The sequence below is a fragment of the Burkholderia metallica genome (assembly GCF_001718555.1).
Lineage (GTDB): Bacteria > Pseudomonadota > Gammaproteobacteria > Burkholderiales > Burkholderiaceae > Burkholderia > Burkholderia metallica.
On sequence record NZ_CP013402.1, the window covers coordinates 720,050 to 736,734 of the forward strand.

Annotated in this window: 15 protein-coding genes; all 15 read left to right on the forward strand. The window is 70.6% G+C overall.

The features are described 5' to 3' along the window. Nucleotides 1–335 precede the first annotated feature (335 nt). From WJ16_RS19060 to WJ16_RS19130, 15 genes are read left to right on the forward strand one after another with little or no spacing between them, the layout of a single operon-like run. Nucleotides 336–2,102: a fatty acyl-AMP ligase gene (locus WJ16_RS19060; protein ID WP_236858249.1), complete on the forward strand. Its 1,767-nt coding sequence runs from the start codon at nt 336–338 to the stop codon at nt 2,100–2,102. Beyond that, entirely contained in the window at nt 2,099–2,809 is a 711-nt protein-coding gene (locus tag WJ16_RS19065; RefSeq protein ID WP_069258604.1) for an ABC transporter ATP-binding protein, read from the forward strand. The genes WJ16_RS19060 and WJ16_RS19065 overlap by 4 nt, the downstream gene beginning before the upstream one ends. Next, nucleotides 2,781–3,998 carry an ABC transporter permease gene (locus tag WJ16_RS19070; RefSeq protein ID WP_069258605.1) on the forward strand — a complete coding sequence of 406 codons (1,218 nt, stop codon included), beginning with the start codon at nt 2,781–2,783 and terminating at the stop codon, nt 3,996–3,998. Before WJ16_RS19065 ends, WJ16_RS19070 begins: the two co-directional genes overlap by 29 nt. Next, a complete protein-coding gene (locus WJ16_RS19075) occupies nt 3,995–4,735 on the forward strand; it encodes an outer membrane lipoprotein-sorting protein (RefSeq protein WP_069258606.1) in 741 nt (246 codons plus the stop codon). The genes WJ16_RS19070 and WJ16_RS19075 overlap by 4 nt, the downstream gene beginning before the upstream one ends. After that, nucleotides 4,725–6,044: a hypothetical protein gene (locus WJ16_RS19080; protein WP_069258607.1), complete on the forward strand. Its 1,320-nt coding sequence runs from the start codon at nt 4,725–4,727 to the stop codon at nt 6,042–6,044. Before WJ16_RS19075 ends, WJ16_RS19080 begins: the two co-directional genes overlap by 11 nt. A 14-nt stretch (nt 6,045–6,058) precedes the next feature. After that, nucleotides 6,059–7,165, forward strand: coding sequence for a hypothetical protein (locus WJ16_RS19085; protein ID WP_069258608.1), 1,107 nt, complete (start codon nt 6,059–6,061; stop codon nt 7,163–7,165). Between the two features lie 58 nt (nt 7,166–7,223). After that, entirely contained in the window at nt 7,224–7,478 is a 255-nt protein-coding gene (locus WJ16_RS19090) for an acyl carrier protein (protein ID WP_011661019.1), read from the forward strand. A 7-nt stretch (nt 7,479–7,485) separates the two neighbouring features. Then, on the forward strand, nt 7,486–8,370 hold the full coding sequence (locus tag WJ16_RS19095) for a hypothetical protein (protein ID WP_069258609.1): 885 nt from the start codon (nt 7,486–7,488) through the stop codon (nt 8,368–8,370). Nucleotide 8,371: 1 nt separating this feature from the next. Continuing rightward, nucleotides 8,372–9,004: a hypothetical protein gene (locus WJ16_RS19100; RefSeq protein ID WP_069258610.1), complete on the forward strand. Its 633-nt coding sequence runs from the start codon at nt 8,372–8,374 to the stop codon at nt 9,002–9,004. 1 nt (nt 9,005) lies between these two features. Next, nucleotides 9,006–9,989 carry a ferritin-like domain-containing protein gene (locus tag WJ16_RS19105; protein WP_069258611.1) on the forward strand — a complete coding sequence of 328 codons (984 nt, stop codon included), beginning with the start codon at nt 9,006–9,008 and terminating at the stop codon, nt 9,987–9,989. Between the two features lie 3 nt (nt 9,990–9,992). Further along, nucleotides 9,993–10,982 carry a beta-ketoacyl-[acyl-carrier-protein] synthase family protein gene (locus WJ16_RS19110; RefSeq protein WP_069258612.1) on the forward strand — a complete coding sequence of 330 codons (990 nt, stop codon included), beginning with the start codon at nt 9,993–9,995 and terminating at the stop codon, nt 10,980–10,982. Beyond that, the gene (locus WJ16_RS19115) at nt 10,972–12,147 is read left to right on the forward strand and encodes a PLP-dependent decarboxylase (RefSeq protein WP_069258613.1); all 1,176 of its coding nucleotides are present in this window, start codon (nt 10,972–10,974) and stop codon (nt 12,145–12,147) included. Before WJ16_RS19110 ends, WJ16_RS19115 begins: the two co-directional genes overlap by 11 nt. Nucleotides 12,148–12,171: 24 nt before the next feature. Then, the gene (locus tag WJ16_RS19120) at nt 12,172–13,746 is read left to right on the forward strand and encodes an acyl-CoA ligase (AMP-forming), exosortase A system-associated (RefSeq protein ID WP_069258614.1); all 1,575 of its coding nucleotides are present in this window, start codon (nt 12,172–12,174) and stop codon (nt 13,744–13,746) included. Continuing rightward, nucleotides 13,743–14,834 carry a hypothetical protein gene (locus WJ16_RS19125; protein ID WP_069258615.1) on the forward strand — a complete coding sequence of 364 codons (1,092 nt, stop codon included), beginning with the start codon at nt 13,743–13,745 and terminating at the stop codon, nt 14,832–14,834. The genes WJ16_RS19120 and WJ16_RS19125 overlap by 4 nt, the downstream gene beginning before the upstream one ends. After that, entirely contained in the window at nt 14,834–16,684 is a 1,851-nt protein-coding gene (locus WJ16_RS19130; RefSeq protein WP_069258616.1) for an acyl-CoA dehydrogenase, read from the forward strand. The genes WJ16_RS19125 and WJ16_RS19130 overlap by 1 nt, the downstream gene beginning before the upstream one ends. Nucleotide 16,685 lies beyond the last annotated feature (1 nt).

Below are 16,685 nucleotides of genomic sequence, written 5' to 3' on the forward strand. Positions count from 1 at the left end.
AAAACGCTCTCCTTGGGCCGGACCCTGCCCGGCACGATGACGCGGCGACGCTGGCGCGCTGCCGGGTTGCAATTCTTCTGTGAGTCGATGCTTCGGACAAACGAATTTTCCGAACGCATTGCATGACGCCCGCGCATGAGCGCACCACATCGTGAACTAGACGACTGGTCGAATGCGACCGACCGGTCACCTCGTGGATGCGTTCCGCTCATGCATAGCGTGCGTAGATTCCGTTTGTCGCGTCGCATCGATCCGGCAAGAATCCTCCTCACTCGACGAACGGCGCCGCCGGCACCGTGGCCCGAGCGTCCGTGTTCCTCAAGGGGAGAATCCTCGTGACGAAGTGCGCATCCACCATTCATCGCCTGATCGAATCGCTCGAGGACGTCGCGGGCGCGCTGCACCGCATGACGTTCGTCGACGAGGCCGGCAACGAGGCGGGCATCACGTACCGGCGCTTCGCGGAAGAAGTGTTTCGCCAGGCCGGCGCGCTGCGCGAACTCGGCGTGCGCGAGAACGACCTGGTGATGCTCGCATTGCCCGCGTCGGTCGAGCATGCGGCCGCGATGATGGCCTGCGTGATGACGGGCGCGCTGCCCTGCACCGTGCCCGTTCCCGCGCGCCGCGCCGCCGCCGGGCGGCAGGTGATCGACGTCGCCTGCGAGCTGTACCGGCCGCGAGTCGTCATCGCCGCGGATGCGCAGGCCGCCGCGTGGCGCGACGCTGCATTCCCCGCGTCCTCCACCCGCGTCGTCGATCTCGAGATGCTGTCGAGCGCCGCGGATGCCGGCGGGCGCGCGCTGATCAGCGCGAAGCACGGCCGCGACCCGCATCACGTACAGCTCACGTCGGGTTCGACGTCGCACCCGAAGGCCGCGGTGCTCAGCCACGAGAACGTGATCGCGAACGTGCTCGGCATCGGCGGATCGGTGCGTTTCGACATCGCGGCCGGCGACGGCACTGCATCGTGGCTGCCGCTCTATCACGACATGGGGCTGCTCACGCTGCTGTCGAACATGCATTACCGCGCCCCGCTGCTGATGATGCAGCCGAACAGCTTCATCCGGAATCCGCTCGGCTGGCTGAAGCGCATCGCGTCGGCACGCGCGACGACCACGTCGGTGCCGACCTTCGCGCTGCGCTACTGCGTGCGCCGTTTCAATGCCGCCGCGATGGAAGGCGTGGACCTGTCCGCGTGCCGCAACATCTTCATCGGCGGCGAACGCGTGGACGACGCGACGCTGCGCGACTTCGCGGCGACGTTCGCGCCGTACGGTCTCGCCGCATCGGCGCTGCAGCCGTGCTACGGAATGGCCGAATCGACGCTCGCGGTATCGATGCATCGTGCGTGGCACGACGGCGCGATCGACGGCGCGCCGTACGTGATCGCCGACACGCTCGACCGGCGCGCGCTGATCGAGCGCCGCGACGCGCAGCCGGCCGCCGCGAACGACGGCGCCGCCGCCACCGACACCGAAACCGTGCTCGCGATGGGCACGCCGATCGACGGCATGGCGTTCCGGATTCTCGACGACGGCGACCATGCGCTGGCGAACCGCGCGGTGGGCGAAGTCGCGATCCGCGGCACGTCGGTGATGCTCGGCTACCTGAACCCCGACGACGGCTCGATCGCCGCGCCGCTGACGGCCGACGGCTGGTTCCGCACCGGCGACATCGGCTACGTCGCGGACGGCCAGCTTCATATCCTCGGGCGCAAGAAGGAAGTCATCATCATTCGCGGCAGCAACTACTTTCCGCACGAAATCGAGGAGGCGCTCGCGTCGCATCGCACGCTGCGCAAGAGCACCTGCATCGCGTTCGGGCTGCCCGACCCCGAGACCGGCACCGAGCGGCTGGTCGTCGCGATCGAAGCGCGGCCCGTCGATGCGACGCCGCAGACGCGCGCCGAGTGCCAGCAACTGCTCGCGTCGCGCATCGGCTTCGCCGCGCAGGATCTGTGCTTCGTCGAACCCGGCTCGCTGCCGCGCACGACGAGCGGCAAGCTGCAGCGCGTGAAGTGCCGCGACCTGTATGCGAACGGCGCGCTGCCCGTGATCCACGCGCCGGCGGCCGCCGAAGCCGGCCACGGAGCGTACGCATGACGGCCGCCCCGCTCACGCCGGTGCTCGAACTGCGCGACGTCTCACGCGTGTACGAGGGCGCGGGCCGCGTCGTCGCGGTGCGCGGCGCGACGATCTCGATCGGCCGGCGCGACGTCGTCGCGCTCGTCGGCCCTTCGGGCAGCGGCAAGAGCACGCTGCTCAACCTCGCCGGCTTTCTCGACGTGCCGAGCACCGGCGAGCGCTGGCTCGAAGGCCGCCGGATCGACGATGCGCGGGACACGCTCGAACGGATTCGCCGCGAGCGCATCGGCTTCGTGTTCCAGCAATTCAACCTGATTCCGGTGATGTCGGCGCTCGAGAACGTCGAGCTCGGCTGCTTCGCGTGGGGCACGCCGCGCACGCGTCGCGAACGCGCGCGCGCGATGCTCGACGCGGTGGGGCTCGCCGCGCGCGAACGCCACCGCCCCGGCGAGCTGTCCGGCGGCGAACAGCAGCGCGTCGCGCTCGCCCGCGCGCTCGCCAAGGAGCCGGCGATCGTGATCGCGGACGAGCCGACCGCCAGCCTCGACAGCACCAACGCGCGGGCGGTGGCCGAGCTGATCCTCGACACCAACCGCACGCTGGGCACCGCCTTTCTGATTGCGTCGCACGACGATCGTCTGTGCGCGCACCTGCCGCGCCGCATCGAGATGCGCGACGGCGTACCGGGAGTGAATCGTGAACTGGTCGACGTTTGCGTGGCGTAACCTCTGGCGCAACCGGCGCCGCACCGTGCTCACGATGGCGATGATCGGTGTTGCCGCGTTCGCGTCGAGCCTCGCGCTCGGCTACGTGATCGCGACCTTCGACGCGGTGCGCGAAGGGTCGATCGACAGCGGCGTCGGCCACGTGCAGGTGCTGCACCACGGCTATCTCGACCTGATCGGCGAGCGGCCGCTGCAGTACGGGCTGAGCGCCGACGAGCAGGCCGCCGCAGCGCACGCGATCGCGGCGCTGCCCGGCGTCGCGACCACCGCGCGCGGCATCGACTTCGACGGGCTGATCTCGAACGGCGACCTGAGCGACGGCTTCGTCGGCGAAGGCATCGAGCCGAACCGCGAGCCGCCCGGTTTCTTCGACTATCACACGGTACTGTCGGGCCGCTACCTGTCGCCGACGAATGCCGGCACCGAAGTCGTCGTCGGCGCCGAACTCGCGCGCAAGCTCGGCGTGCACGTCGGCTCGGTCGTGCAGCTGATGGCGTCGACCGCGCACGGCGGCATCAACGCGACCGACGCGCAGATCGTCGGCGTGATGAGCACGGGCAACAAGGACGTCGACGAGCGGATCGTCAACGTGACGTTCACGGCCGCGCAGGCGCTGCTGCGCACCGACCGCGCGTCGCGTATCGCGGTGTTCCTGTCGGACACGGCGCACACGCCGGCCGCCGCCGCGACGCTGCGCGCCGCGCTGCCGACGCTCGACGTGAAGACCTGGGACCAGCTCGTGTCGCTCTATCACCAGGTCGTCGCGCTGTACAAGAACCAGTTCTCGGTGTTCGGCGCGATTCTCTGCCTGACCATCCTGCTGTCGATGAGCAACTGGATCCTGATGAGCATCGTCGAGCGCCGTCGCGAGATCTCGACCCTGCGTGCGCTCGGCGTGCCGGCTGCAACGGTGCGCGGCGTGCTGATCCAGGAGACCGCCTTCCTCGGCCTGCTGGGCGCCGCCGCGGGCATCGCGGCGGCGCTGCTGACGATGGTCGCGCTCAATCACGCGCAGATCCATCTGCCCGCGCCGCCGGGCCGCGTGAAGCCGATCCTGCTCGAATTCGCGGTATCGCCGGCCGCCGTGGCCGCCGTCGAAGGCGCGTTCGTCGCGCTCGGAGTGGCCGCCGCGCTGCTCGCGACGCTCGGGCTCGCCAAACGCAACATCCTCGAAGGACTCGCCCCATGATTCGCATTTGCTCCCTGGCCGCCGCGCTCGTCGCGTGCGCGCCGCTCGTGCAGGCCGCCGACGCGCCGACGGCCCAGACCATGCTCGCCCGCGCCGACGCGTACCGCAGCACGGCCGCCGATACGCAGACGACCATCCAGATCACGAACGAAGTCGGCGGGCAGGCCGGCGACGCGACCCGCTACCTCGTCTATACGCGCGGCAACGGCGACACGCTCGCGCTCACGCGCAGCGGCGAGAACGACGGCCAGAAGTATCTCGCGACGACGCGCGGCCACTGGTTCTACGTGCCGAACACGCGCAGCGCGGTCCGCATCAACGGGATGCAACGGCTGCAGGGCGAGGTCGTGATCAGCGACATCACGCGCACGCACTGGGCGGACAGCTATCGCGCGTCGGCCGCGGCGGGCGCGACGACGATCGCCGGCAAGCCGGCCACCGAGCTCGACCTGACCGCGACCGACCCCGACAACGTGTACCCGACGATCAAGCTGTGGGTCACGCCCGATACCGACGTGCCGGTGCGCGCGCAGTTCTTCCTCGCGAGCGGCCTGCTGTTTCGCAGCGCCGACTTCGCCGCGCCGGTCGATGCGAACGGGCGCAAGGTGATCCGCAAGATCACGTATCGCAACGAGATCGAGAAGCAGCGCGCGAGCGTCGTCGACATCCTCGACGGCCAGCCGCACCGGATTCCGTCGGGCTGGTTCAACCCCGACACGCTTGCCGATGGCCAGTGACCGCGACGCCCATGCCGACGCCCATCGTGACCGCCCTCGCCCGTCAACCAGCCGCAGCTGGCCGCGTGTCGCGCTCGCCGTTCCGCTGGCGCTCGGCTGCGCGCTCGCGCACGGAGAATCGCTGATGGAACAGTTGAGCACGCTGAACGGCATCGCGTACGCCCGCTCGGTCGACAGCATGGACGGCCACGCGTTGCTCGGCCACCTGATCGGTGACGAGCCGCGCAACCTGCAGGAAGCGGGCGTGCTCGCGCGCATCGACGGCGAAAACCTGTTCCTGAACGCCCGCGCGGTGGCCGCCAACCACTCGCTCGGCGCGCAGGCCACCCGCTTCAACGAGGCCGGCGTGCGCTACGCGTTCGACAACGGCATCACGCTCACGGCCGGCAAGCGGATCGATCCGCTCGACACGTCGCAGGCGTTCTTTCCGCTCGGCTTCTTCCAGAAACGCGCGGCGACGGCCGACATCTACGACCGCTACGGCGACGTCGAAGGCACGCCGCTCGTCGAAGCGAAATGGGCCGGCGAGCAGACCACGCTGCAATTCATCGCCGGCGAAAACCGCACGCTGCGCAACGACGTCGACAACCGCGACGTGCAGGGCGCGACGCAGCTCGTGCGCGGGGCATACAACTGGTCGGGCGGCTCGGCCGCGTTGCTCGCCGGCCGTCACGCGGGGCGCGGCGGCGCAGGCGCGACGCTGTCGTTCGACGTCGCGCGCTCGAACACCGTCTATGCGAGCGCGTGGCTCGAACGCGGCACGACGCGGCCGCTGCCGGCGTTCATCGCGAACGGCACGCCGCTCGATTCACCGGCCGCGTACGACGCCGTCGATCGCCGCAACGATCGCCAGGTCATGTGGCGCAGCGCGGTCGGCATGCAGAGCGCGCTGCCCGGCAACGTCTCGCTGATCGTCGAGTGGTCGCACGACGAAGCGCGTTACGACGCGAGCCAGTGGCGCCGGATGGTCGGCGCGGTGCGCGCGAACAACGCGCTGCTGCCCGCCGCACCCGGCGCCGCGGTGGCCGGCCTCGGCGGCACGGCCGATTTCGTGAGCGTCGACGGCAACCTGCGCGACTACCTGTTCGCACGGCTCGGCAAGAAGATCGGCCGCGTCGAGTACTCGCTGCGCGGCGTCTACTCGCCGCAGGACAAGGGCCTGCTCGCGATCGCGCAGGTCGTCGCCGACGTGAGCAAGCGCGTGAGCGTCGACGTCGCGCTCACCCGCGCGTTCTCCGACAGCAACTCCGAGTACCGGATGGTCGGTCTCGGCACCCGTATCGACGCCGCCGTGCGCGTGCGCTTCTGACAGGAATCCTGCCCATGTCCACGCTTTCCGTTCCCGCTTCGTCCGCCGCCCCGCTCGCGACCCCGCTGCTGCTGCGCGTGGCCGACCAGGCCGCGTATCCGGTGCTGCGCCACTTCGACACGATCGCGTCGCTCGGCACGCCGCCGCGCGCGGCCGCGCGGCTCGTCGAAGCGGCCGCCGTGCGGCTGCTCGACAGCGAGATGGTGATCGCGCTGCATCCCGCCACGCCGGACGTGCTGCCCGATTCGTCCGCGTCGACGCCGCTGCGGCACGACGAGGCGCCGCTCACCGAAGCGCTGCTCGAACAGATCGGCCGCGAAGGGTTTCATCATCTGTTCAAGCCGTTCATGCGCGCATTCATCCGCATCATGTTCGGGCTGTTCTTTTCGGAAGACCAGAACCGCCGCGCGTGCGACTGCATCGACAGCGGCCACAACTTCGCATTCCTGATGAGCGACGGCGGCGGCCCGACGCTCGCCGCGTGGCGCACGGTCGTGCGCAGCGACGACCACGGGCTCGCGCTCACCGTCGACAAGGTCTGGGGCATCGAAGCGCATCGCGACTGCATGGCGGTCGTGGCCGCGCGGCTGCCGGGCGTGATGTTCCCCGCCGCGTACCTCGTATGGCCCGACGAGTACCGCAAGCTGAAGCGCACGACCTGCGGCGCGCCGTTCCTCGCGGGCAACCTGCAGCTCGCGAACGTCGGCGGCCAGGTGCGCGCGAGCGCCGACGATCGGCTGCGGATCGGCGGCCCGACCGTGTTCAACAAGTACCTGACCGTCGTGCGGCCGTACTTCGTCCGCGCGCTGATGGCGCACGTCGGCTGGCTCGAACGCACCGGCCGCGTCGAACTCGACGCCGACGCGCGCGCCGTGCACCGCTTCATCGAGGACGCCGCGCGCAGCCAGACCGACGACGCGCACTACAGCTTCGGCAAGGTGCAGCGCGTGCTCGCGATCAAGCTGCTGTCGAACGAGTTCCTGACGGCGCTCGTGCGCGACGGCCGGGTCGCGACCTTCGACGATCAGCGCGACCTGCTGGCGTTCTCGAAGATGGAAGGCAGTTCGTACCGTTGTTATCACGAGCTTCGCAAGAGCCTGCGCTGCGAAGCCGGCAGTTGACCCACGCGACAGGCCGATCGATCCCGATCAACCCCCTTCATTACCAGGAGCTCCTCTCATGACGACCCAGACCGTTCCGGCCGACGCGCTCGACATCCTGTCCCGCGAAGTCGCGAAGATCCTCAACGTCGAGACCGTCGACACCGACGCCGGCATCGGCGAACTCGGCATCGATTCGCTGAACATCGTCGAGCTGATCGTGTTCTGCGAACAGCTCTACGGCTCGATCGACCCGGAAGCGCTGAACATCACGCAGTACACGACGCTGCAGCAGCTCGACGCGCAATTGCGCCGCCAGCAGCACGCGGCCTGACACGACGATGCTCGCGCCCCTTGCGACCGCGGCGGCTCCCGCCGCCCAGCCGGCACCGGCGACCGCACTGACCGTGCAGGCGCTCGCGTACCGGCGCGTCGCGCCGTCGCGCGACGGCGCGGCCGTGCCGCTCGACGACACGGCGCACGCGATCGGCACGCTCGCGTGCGCCGAACGCGAGCGGCTGTGCGGCGCGGTCGGCGCGGACGACTACGTGGTCAGCTCGACGATCCTGTCGATGCTGCTGATGAACGATTCGCCGCAGCATCGCGTGTTCGCGCACGCGCTCGCCGGCGCGAACGACTACACGCCCGACTGGATGACCTGCTCGTACGAGTGCGCGGGCTGGGGCTACGTGCTGCGCCGCGCGCTCGCGACCGCGGCCGACACCGGGCCGCGCACGCTGCTGCTGCAGATCGTCGACATCGACGTGCACGGCTACACGTACTGGCACGGCAACCCCGCGTGGGGGCGCTCGGGCTTCGGCGTGTGCACGCTGCTCGTCGACGTCGGCCGCGAAGCGTCGCCGTCCGCGCGCTCGGTGCTCGCGGACGCCGCGCCGCCGACCAGCGCGGTCGTGCGGCTGGGCCGCGACATCCGCACGTTCTGCGCGGCGCGCCCCGGCGTGCACGCGGCGCTGCCGTTCTTTCCGGCCACGTCGCGCCGCGCGCTGCTCGCGTCGGTCGGCAAGACGCCGCTGCTGCCCGACGGTCACGGGCTGTTCGGTCACGCATTCGGCAGCGATCCGTGGCTGTCGGTGCTGCTCGCGCACCGCGACGGCGACACGCCGCGCCGCGCGGCCGTCTGCTCGCTCGCGCTGAACGGCTATTACGCGGTCGCGGACGTCGCGTTCGCGCCGGATGCGACCTTCTCACTCGACGGCGAGGCGTGACATGGTGCGACCCGTTCACTTCACCTACCGGATCGAGCGCGATGCGCGGCAGCCGGTCGCGGTCGCCGCGAGCGCGTACCGGATGCCGCTCGACACGCCGGCCGACTATGCGCGCGCCGCGCTCGCGGAAAGCGCGGGCGACGTATACGACGCTGGCGACGCGGGCGACACGCTCGGCGGCGAACGCCGCGTGCTGCTCGACCACGTCCAGTATTTCGCGTTCCTCGCGGAAATCGCGGTGCGCATCCGCGACGCCGTGCATCCGGACGCGCGTGTGTTCATCGAAGTCTGCGCGCCGTACTTCGGTGCGCTGCCGGCCGAACTGCTCGCGCCGCACGTGCTGCTCGGCGTGCACCTGTACGACGAAGCGCTGCGCGACGCCGCACGCGGCGCCCCGGTCGTGTGGATCGGCGACCGCATCCTGCGCGATGCGGAGTTCGCCGGCGACAACCGCGTGTGCTGCGCGATCTGGCCCGCGCGGCTCGCCGACGCGTTCGACGCGCAGTTGCGCGGCCCATGGCCGTCGTATGCGATCCGTCTCGAACCGCACCCGGCGACGCCACGCGCCGCCGCCACGCTGCTTACCGATTCCGCCCATCATTCCGGCGCCGCCGCGCGGCCGGGGAGACCTTGACATGACTGACACGCTTACCGTGATGCAGGATACGGCCGACATCCGCTGGTCGATGCCCGTCGACGCGCTGATGTCGAACGACTACGCGCTGCGCGAAGAGGCGCTGAACCGGCTGTACGAGAAGGCGAAGGCCGCGCAGTGGGACGTCGCGACCGACGTCGACTGGAGTCACGACCTCGATCCGGCGAATCCGCTCGGCATGCCCGACCCGACGCTGCTGATCTACGGCACCGAGCTGTGGGGCAAGCTGTCCGACGCCGACAAGCGCGAGGTGCGCCACCACGCGCAGGGCTGGCTGCTGTCGCAGATCCTGCACGGCGAGCAGGCCGCGCTGATCTGCGCGTCGAAGCTCGCGTCGGCCGAGACCGGCCTGAGCGCGCGGCTGTGCGCCGCCGCGCAGATGATGGACGAAGCGCGCCACGTCGAGGCGTACGCGAAGCTCGTCAACGAGAAGCTCGACGTCAGCTACCCGATGAGCCGCTCGCTGAAGGGGCTGCTGCACGACACGATCACGAGCAGTGCGCTCGACATGACGAACCTCGGCATGCAGGTGCTCGTCGAGGGCATCGCGCTGTCGATCTTCCAGAGCGTCGTCGCGTACAGCACCGATCCGTTCATCAAGGACCTGTTCGTGCGCATCCAGCGCGACGAGTCGCGCCACTTCGCGGTCGGGCGGATCACGCTGTGCCGCGTGTATGCGGAGATGAGCGCGGTCGAGCTGCGCGAGCGCGAGGAGTTCGTCTGCGAAGGCGCGGCCGTGCTGTACGAGCACCTGTGCGCGGACGACATCTGGGAGCCGATGGGGCTGTCGAAACGCGAATGCAGCGCGATGGTGCGCGAGTCGCCCGTGTCCAGCTCGATCCGCCGCTCGATCTTCCGGCGCCTGGTGCCGACGATCCGCGAGATGGGCCTGCTCACGCCGACCGTGCAGGCGACCTTCGAAAAACTCGACGTCCTCGACTACGCGGCGATGCCGCTCAACTGAACCATGACGACGAACGCCTCCCCAGCCTCCCGCAGCGCCGGCTTCTGGATCGGCATCGACGCGGTGGCCTACGAGCTGCCGGGCCTGCCGGTCGACATCGAAGCATGGGCCGCCGAGCGCGACTACCCCGCGCAGCGGGCCGCGGCGATCGCGCAGTCGGGCAGCCGTTATTTCCACATGGCGCTCGACACGAGCGAGACCGATCTCGCGATCGCGGCGGTCGGCCGGCTGCTCGACACGGCGCGCGTCGCGCCGTCCGACATCGGCGCGATCGTCCACGTGCACACGCAGCAGTTCAGCGTGCCGCCCGCGCCTCGCAGCCTGCCGCATGAAGTAGCCGCGCGGTTCGGCATCGAGCCGCTGTGGCTCGGCTCGGTCGCGCAGCTCAATTGCGTGTCGGTCGCGGCCGGCATCGAGGCGGTGCGCGCGCTGATGCGCCGCCATCCGCAGCTCGACGCGGCGCTCGTCGTGTCGTCCGACCGCGTGTACGGCGAGGATTACCGGATGCGGCAGATGACGGGCGTGCAGTGCGACGGCGCGGCCGCGATGCTGATCGCACGCAACAGCACGAAGAACCGCCTCGGCGGCATCGCGATCGAGACGCATGCGAAATGGCATCGCGGCTCGGACACCGTCGCCGCGAACGAGGCCGACCTGATCATGATGGAGTGGCCGTACACGCGCAAGGCGATCGACGCGGCCGTCGCACTGGAACCGCACGCGCTCGACGCATACGAACTCGTGCTGCCGCACAACGCCGACCTGCCCGGCTGGAATGCGCTGTGCCGCGCGATGCGCGTGCCGGCCGAGCGGCTCTATGCGGAGAACATCCATGCGCGCGGCCACGCGTGCTGTTCGGATTTCCCGATCAACCTGGCCGACGTCGGGCTCGACGCGGTCGCGCGCGGGCAGCGCGTGCTGGGCGTCATGCAGTCGAACTGCGGCGCGTACGCGGCCGCCACGCTCCATCCGGTGGGCCGCCATGACGCCTGAGCGCCCGCTTCCGCCCGCCGGCGACCACGCATGGATCGCCGACCTGCGCACGCCGTGCTACGTGTACGAGCCGGAAGTCGCGATCGCGCGCTACCGGTCGCTGAAGGCGCGGCTCGGCACGCGGCTGATCGTGTCGCTGAAGGCGAACCCGAACCAGGACCTGCTCGCCCGCTGCGCGCACGCGTACGAGGACGGCGTCGAGCTCGCGAGCCGCGGCGAACTCGACGCGGTGATCGGCCGGATCAAGGCGCCGCGTTACCTGAACAACCCGGCGATGGACGAGATGTTCATGCGTGCGGGGCTCGCGTCGCGCTGCCACTTCGTGCTCGACAACCCGGACGCGGTCGCGCGCTTCGTGCCGCTCGCGCGCGAGGCGGCGGCTGGCGGCAGCACGCCGGGTTCGGTGCTGCTGCGCGTGAATGCCGGTGCGCTGGCCGGCGACGATGCGCGCCCGCTGTGGCACGACCACTTCGGGATGACGCCGAATGAAGCGCACGACGCGGTGCGTACGCTCGCCGCCGCCGGCTTGCCGGTCGCCGGGCTGCACGTATTCTCCGGCCCGCACTCGTTCATCCGGCAGGACGCGACGCAGCCCGACACGCTCGTGCTGCCCGAACGGCTCGCGGCACTGGCCCGCGATCTCGCGCCCGCCAACGGCGCGCCGCTCGCCTCGCTGAGTCTCGGCGGCGGCTTCGCCGACGATCATCCGGGCGACGCCGCGTTCGAGCGCTATGCGAGCGCGCTCGCGCCGCTGGCCGGCCGGTATTCGCTCGCGCACGAATCCGGCCGCGCGATCTTCGCCGACGCGGGCGTGTTCGCGACGCGCGTCGTCGCGGTCAAGACGTGGCAGGACCGCACGATCGCCGTCTGCGACGGCGGGCTGTCGCATGCGTTCCTGCTCGCGCAGACCGAATCGGTGATGCGCCGGCTGGCCGCGCCGTCGCTCGTGCGCCGCGCCCCCGCGCCGCCGTCGCGCGGCGTGCCGACGCTGTACGTCGGCAGCACCTGCAGCCGCGCGGACGTGATCGGCCGCGACGACGCGGGCGCGCCGCCGCAGGTCGGCGACATCGCGGTGTTCGCGCGCTGCGGCGCGTATCACCGCACGTACTCGATGGCGCATTTCCTGTCCCACGAAGCCGCGCACGTGTACGTGCGGCCCGCCTAGACCCATCCAACAGAGGAGCCGATCATGAACGCCCTGATCAGCGTCGCCGACCTGCTCGAACACGGCGCGCAGCGTTGGCCGCAGCATCCCGCGTATGCCGACGGCGGCGGCACGATGACCTACGAACAGCTCGCGCGCGCAGTCCGCCGCGCGGCCGCCTCGCTCGCGTTGCGCGGCGTGCAGCCCGGCGAGCGCGTCGCGATCTATGCGCCGAAGCGCGTCGAAACCGTGGTCGCGATGCTCGCGGCCAACGCGCTCGGCGCGATCTTCGTGCCGGTCAATCCGCAGTTGAAGGAAGCGCAGATCGAACACATCGTCACCGACAGCGGCGCGGCGCTGTTCATCACGGGCGCGCAGCGGATCAAGCGCTTGCCGGCGCTCGCCGCGCTCGTCGGTGAACGCGCGATGCTGATCGAGGAGCTGGCCGACGCGATTGGCGCGTCCGGCACCGACACTTCGACATCGTTCGCCGCCGGCCGGCCGGTCGACGACGATCCCGCCGCGCTGCTCTACACGTCCGGCTCGACCGGCAAGCCGAAAGGCGTGGTCGTGTCGCATCGCAACCTGGTGTCGGGCGCGTTCAGCGTCGCCGCTTACCAGGCGCTGGCCGACGACGACGTCGTGCTCGGCGTACTGCCGCTCAGTTTCGACGCGGGCCTGAGCCAGCTCACGACCGCGCTGGCCGTCGGCGCGTGCTACGCGCCGCTCGATTTCCTGCAGCCGGCCGAGGTGCCGCGCCATTGCGACGCATTCGGCGTGACGTCGATCACCGGCGTGCCGCCGTTGTGGATGCAGCTCGCGTCCACCGGCTGGAGCGATACCGCCCGCACGCGGATCCGCCGCTTCGCGAACACGGGCGGCCATCTCGCGACCCCGCTGCTGCACCGGCTGCAGGCGCTGTTCACGAACGCCGCGCCGTACCTGATGTACGGACTGACCGAAGCGTTCCGCTCGACGTACCTGCCGCCGGCCGACGCCGCCCTGCGGCCAACATCGATCGGCAAGGCCGTGCCGAACGCCGAAATCCTCGTGCTGCGCGCGGACGGCAGCGAATGCGCGGCCGACGAACCCGGCGAACTCGTGCATCGCGGCGCGTTCGTCACGCTCGGCTACTGGAACCGGCCCGAGCTGACCGCGCAGCGCTTTCGCGCGCTGCCGCGCCGGCACGGCGAGATTCCGCGCGCCGACGTCGCGGTGTGGTCCGGCGACATCGTGCGCCGCGACGCGGACGGCTACCTGTACTTCGTCGCGCGCGGCGACGACATGATCAAGACGTCCGGCTATCGCGTGAGCCCGACCGAGGTCGAGGACGTGCTGTTCGCGCTGCCCCACATCCGCGAGGCCGCGGTGTTCGGCGTGCCGCACGCGTCGCTCGGCGAGGCGATCGCCGCATGCGTCGTGTCGACGCTCGACGCCGACGCATGCCGCGCCGACATCGCGCGCGCGTGCCGCGACGCGTTGCCCACCTACATGAACCCGCTCGTCGTCGAATCGCTGCCCGCGTTGCCGCGCAACCCGAACGGCAAGATCGACCGCCCCGCGCTGAAAAACCAGTACCGCGACGCGTTCGCGCACACGAACGAGGAGACCGCCGCATGACCTTGTCGACGCTCGATGAAACCTGCCTCGGCACGCGCCGCGTCGCCGCGCCCGGCACGCTCGCGCTGTCGGGCGGCGTCGTGGTGCTGCCGCCTTCGGTCGTGTTCAGCGCGATCCAGGCGCAGGAACGCCATCCCGGCTACCGGCACCTGCTGCTGCCGCAGGCCCGCTTCGCGCGGCCGCGCGGCATGGGCGCGCTGACGCCCGACGAGGGCACGCGCCTCGCGCCGGGCGGCCGGCCCACGCTGCGCGTCGCGCCGCCCGGGCGCAGCCTCGCCGACCTCGCCGCCGACGCGGCGCTCGACCTGCGCGACCAGCTCGGCTCCGCGCAACTGGCCCGCACGACCCACGTGATCGTCGCGAGCTGCGCGCTCAACGAAGGCATCGGCGATTCGGTCGTCGGGCGCATGCAGTACGAACTCGGGCTGCAGCGCGTGACGCCGTTCGCGCTCGGCCAGAACGGCACGCTCGGCTGGTATTCCGCGTTGATGCTGCTCGACGGGCTGCTCGACGAAGGCGACCAGGCGCTCGTGATCCTCAGCGACAAGTGGCTCTACCCGTTCTTCCGCCAGTTCGGCGATCTGGTCGGCTACGGCGACGCGGCCGCCGCGCTGCTCGTGTCGCGTGCGGGCCCGACGCCCGAGCCGGCCGACTGGGGCGGCGTGCGATCCGTCGCGGTCGAATTCGGGCCGTCGATCGCCGATCCGTGGGCCGACGCGCCGGTCACGCTGCGCGACACGCTCGCGCCGGTCGCCGCACGGGCGATCCGCCGCGCGCTCGACCACGCGAACCTGCGCGCGAACCAGATCGACTGGTGCGTGCCGCCCGGCTTCGATCCCGGCTTCGCCGCGCGCGTGGCCGATGCCGCGTCGATCCCGGTCGCCGCGCGCATCCAGCATGAAGCCGCGGGCCACCTGTCGTCGGCCGAATCGGCGGCCGCGCTGATCCGGCTCGCCGGCGCGCTCGACGAAGGCGAACGCCGCACGGTGCTCGTGTGGGATGCGGCGCTGCACGGCGCGGCGGCGGCGGCCGTCGTCGACCTCGCCGGCGGCCTCGACGCCGCGCTCGATATCGAAGGAGACGCGTGATGAGCGCCTACAAGGTGAGCCTGCGCGAACTGCGCTTCTTTCTGTGGGAACTGTTCGAAGCCGACCGGCGCTTCCTGACCGAATCCGGCCCGTACGGCACGCACGACCGCGCATCGATCGACGCGCTGCTCGAACGCGCGCGCGACTTCGCGCTCGACCTCGGCCGCAGCTATCAGCAGGCGGACGTCGAGGGCTGCACGCTGCTCGACGACGGCCAGGTGCGCATTCCGTCGCATTTCCACGCGCTGTGGGCGCGCTTTCGCGACGAATGGTCGAACACGCTGTTCGGCACCGCGCACGGGCTGCCGCCGATCGTCACGCAGATGATCTACGAGATGTTCATGGGCGCGAACCCGTCGTTCATGACGTACGGCGGCTTCACGCGCCCCGCGATCAAGCTGCTGCAGATGCACGGCACGCCGCACCAGAAGGCGTTGATCGCGCCGCTCGAGGCGTACCGCTGGGACGCATGCTTCTGCGCGACCGAACCGCAGGCCGGCACCGACCTCACCGCGGTCGCGCTGCGCGCGACGCCGCTCGAACGCGACGTCTACGCGATCGACGGCGAGAAGGTCTACATCTCCGCCGGCATGCATGAACTGACCGAAAACACGCTGTACTTCGTGCTCGGCCGCATCGACACCGCGTCGCCCGACTCGTTCTCGCTGTCGTGCCTCGTCGTGCCGCGCTTCTGGCCGGACGAGGAGACGGGCGAACTGCAGCCGAACCACGTCGACTGCATCGGCCTGCCGCGCAAGATGGGGCTCAAGGGCTGCGCGAACACGCATCTCGTGTTCGGCGCGAACGGCACGACCCGAGGCTGGCTGCTCGGCGGCCGGCGCAACGTCGGCCTGCTGCAGCTGATGCCGCTGATGAACCAGGCGCGGATGAGCACGGGCATGTTCGGCGTCGGCGTCGCGTCGAGCGCGTACCTGCACGCAGTCGAATACGCGGGGCGCCGGCTGCAGGGCCGGCCTATCGAGCGCGCATCGAACACCAACGCCGCACGCGTCGCGATCGTCGAGCACGCGGACGTGCAGCGCATGCTGGTCGACATGAAAAGCCGTGTCGACGGCTGCCGCGGCCTGCTCGGCAAGCTCGCGGCGACCGCGACGCGCGCGGCGATGCTCGAAGCGACGCCCGATGCCGACCCGGCCGAGATCGAGCGCCATCGCAAGCTCCAGTTGCTGCTGACGCCGATCTGCAAGGCGTTCATCTCCGACCAGGCATGGCGGATCTGCGAAACCGCGATCCAGGTGCACGGCGGGCTCGGCTATACCGACGCGAGCCCCGTCGAGCAGAACGCGCGCGACGTGAAGATCCTGTCGATCTGGGAAGGCACGAACTACATCCAGGCGCAGGACCTCGTGCGCGACAAGCTCGGCTTCGGCCGCCATTCGCGGCTGATCCAGTACTACCGCGACGAGCTCGACGTGTTTCTCGCACGCCAGCATCACGCGGGCACGCACGCGGAACTGCGCCCGCTGTTCGACGCGCTGCGCGCGGGCGCCGACCGCATCGCCGCCGCGCTCGACGACATCGCGCGCGACGTGCAGGACGGCCACACGCACCGCAGCAGCCAGTTCTACACGCGCTTTCTCGAGATGTTCGGCGTCGTCACGTCGGCGTGGGTGCTGCTCGAATCGGCGACGATCGCCGCGCGCCGGCTCGACGCGCCGGAAACGGCCGACACGCCTGCCGAACTCGCGTTCTATCGCGGCAAGCTGAAAAGCGCGCGCTACTACTTCGCGAACGTGCTGCCCGTCGTCGACCAGCACGCGGCCGTGATCGCCGCGATGGCGCAGGCGGCGATCAGCGTCAGCAGCGAAGAACTCGCGCAGGCGGAATGAC